At 30.2% G+C, this 2718-nt stretch carries 2 protein-coding genes, 1 rRNA gene and 1 pseudogene; all 4 read right to left on the reverse strand.

Features of this window, described 5'->3' with window-relative positions:
• Window positions 1–378 (reverse strand): 16S ribosomal RNA (locus tag KPL50_RS26205); the annotation flags it as partial.
• A gap of 620 nt (window positions 379–998) precedes the next feature.
• Window positions 999–1877: an aldose 1-epimerase family protein gene (locus tag KPL50_RS26210; RefSeq protein ID WP_216203741.1), complete on the reverse strand. Its 879-nt coding sequence runs from the start codon at window positions 1875–1877 to the stop codon at window positions 999–1001.
• 179 nt (window positions 1878–2056) lie between these two features.
• Window positions 2057–2437 carry a L,D-transpeptidase gene (locus tag KPL50_RS26215; protein WP_375372963.1) on the reverse strand — a complete coding sequence of 127 codons (381 nt, stop codon included), beginning with the start codon at window positions 2435–2437 and terminating at the stop codon, window positions 2057–2059.
• 161 nt (window positions 2438–2598) lie between these two features.
• A pseudogene (locus KPL50_RS27315) lies at window positions 2599–2718 on the reverse strand (N-acetylmannosamine kinase); the annotation flags it as partial.

Raw genomic sequence — 2718 nt, forward strand, 5'->3', positions numbered from 1 at the left:
ATTGCGCAATATTCCCCACTGCTGCCTCCCGTAGGAGTCTGGACCGTGTCTCAGTTCCAATGTGGCCGATCACCCTCTCAGGTCGGCTACGCATCGTTGCCTTGGTGGGCCTTTACCTCACCAACTAGCTAATGCGCCGCGGGTCCATCTCAAAGTGAAATTCCGAAAAATTCCTTTGATGTTAAGATCATGCGATCAAAACATATTATGCGGTATTAATCTCCCTTTCGGGAGGCTATTCCCCTCTTTGAGGCAGGTTACCCACGTGTTACTCACCCGTCCGCCGCTAATTGATCCCGAAGGATCGCATCGCTCGACTTGCATGTGTTAGGCACGCCGCCAGCGTTCGTCCTGAGCCAGGATCAAACTCTCAATTTAAAAGTTTACACTTTTTTAGTTGAAATAATTAATCTGCGCCAACTGTTAAGTTGGTTAGCAAGCTCATTACATACTTTTTAGTCTTACGACTAAAATATTACTTTTACTAAAGTAATTGACTGGTTAAAATAAAATATTATTTCATTTCTTTACCTATTTCTCTGTTTAATTTTCAAAGACCAATTTGCTTTGTCATCATGTGACGACTTCTACTATAATACTAGGTTTTTCTTATTTTGTCAACTACTTCTTTAAAATAAATTTTTATTTAAAATCTATTAAAGTGTAATTAACAGTTGTTTAGTGTGCCACTTCTATGTGACGACAAGGAATATTCTATCATATATATATAATGTCACCTTTAACATAAGTAGATTTTAATAAGATTAACTCTATATTTCTACATATAGGTCTAAATTCTTCAATATACCTCATCGGGATACGCATGGTAAAATGATTTTAATATTTGTAATATTACATCATTAATGGTTTTATCAGATTACATTATAAAAACAAAAACTATCACCACTCAAGTATATAAACTTAAATAATGATAGCTACTAAAATTGCTCTATTTCTTATTTATATCCATTTCAATTATTTAAAATATCTATAATGTGTTATTCTACAATAGATATTTTATAACTATATTTAAACTCTTCTCCTATAGATAATAAAATTGAGCCCTCTTTCTCTTTAAGTTGACCAGTAAAATCTTCATAATCAGCATGTCCAAACCAAGGTTCTATACATAAAAATGGTGCCCCACCTTTTGGTGACCATATTCCCATATAAGGAAATCCTTTAAATTCTACTGATACAGACTTCTCATGATTTCTTGACCTTATAGTTATTTTATCTGATTTTAAATCATCAAATACTAAAGCATCATCTTTAAATAACTCTTTTGATAAAATCATGATATCAGTATCATTTAAAGCCTCTTTTCTCTTATGTGAAAAATACCCCTCTTTAGTTATTTCCATTCTATCGCTTGTTTCTTTCTCATTAAATTCAAGATAATAGTCTTCTATTTTTTCATTTTTTTCAATAGGACACATAAATGCAGGATGTGCACCTATTGAAAATGACATATCCTTATCATCTAAATTTATAACAGTGTACGTTACCTTAACTGTATTTGCTTCAATTGTATAGTTAATATGTAATGAAAATTTATATGGATATCTTTTCATAGTATCTTCAGAATAGTTTAGTTCAAAAGTAATTGAATTATTCGTTTTTGCTATAAATTTAAAATTTGATATCCTACCCAATCCATGAGATGGCAATTCATATATATTTTCATCAATCCTATATTTTGAACCTACTAGGTTTCCGACAATTGGAAACAAAATTGGTGAATGATACTTCCAATATTTCGGGTCTCCATTCCAAAGGTACTGGGTTCCTTCTTTTTTTCCAGTTACAGAATGTAGTTCTGCTCCCTGAGTACTAACTGTTATTTTAATTGTTGAATTTTCTAAAAAATAAATCATCAAATACCCCTTTCCATATATACTTTTATTTAATAGATGTCATTCTCTAATAATTATATCTTATTCATGTACATGTTGCTAATATTATAAATCAATTAGTGTTAAATCATATTAATAAAAAAAGATTTTAAAACAATCAAAAATACTAACATAAAATTATTATGTTAGTATTTTTGCTTTCACACAATTTTTACCGGAGTTCCTACGGGTACTAAATTATAAATTTCAATTATATTCTTGTTATAAGTTCTTATACATCCATTAGAAACAGACTTACCAATAGAACTGGGGTTATTAGTACCGTGAATTCCATAGTCTCCACCAGGAACATTTAGGCCAAGCCATTTTGCACCAAATGGACCTCCCGGATTGGAGGCCTTATTTATAATTTTAAAATCTCCCTTAGGTGTAGGTGTAGTAATTTTACCTGTTGCTATAGGATATGTCTTAAATAACTTTCCTGCCTTAAACAAATTTAACTTTTTAGCATCAACATTAACTATAATGTTATAGCTAATAGCACGATAAAGACTTTGTTCATCATAATTATAATAACGTATAAACATATTTCCTCCAATTATAGAGTAATCTTTTCATAATATGTTGAAAAATATAAATTGTACCAAAAATATAGATTATCCTATTTTATTATGCTTAATAGATATAACAGTGATTATTAACATCAATAAAAATAGTCTACATAACGCTATTCTTTATTCCTTTATTTGTAAACTTTATATTCTTCCCATATATTCTCTAGAGTAGAAAACGTACTTGAAATTTTTTCTTTTTCTCTTAATCCAACAGCTATAATTAACGCATTTATTACACTAAATGGCGC

Source organism: Clostridium sp. CF012 (assembly GCF_018861755.1).
GTDB lineage: Bacteria > Bacillota > Clostridia > Clostridiales > Clostridiaceae > Clostridium_AD.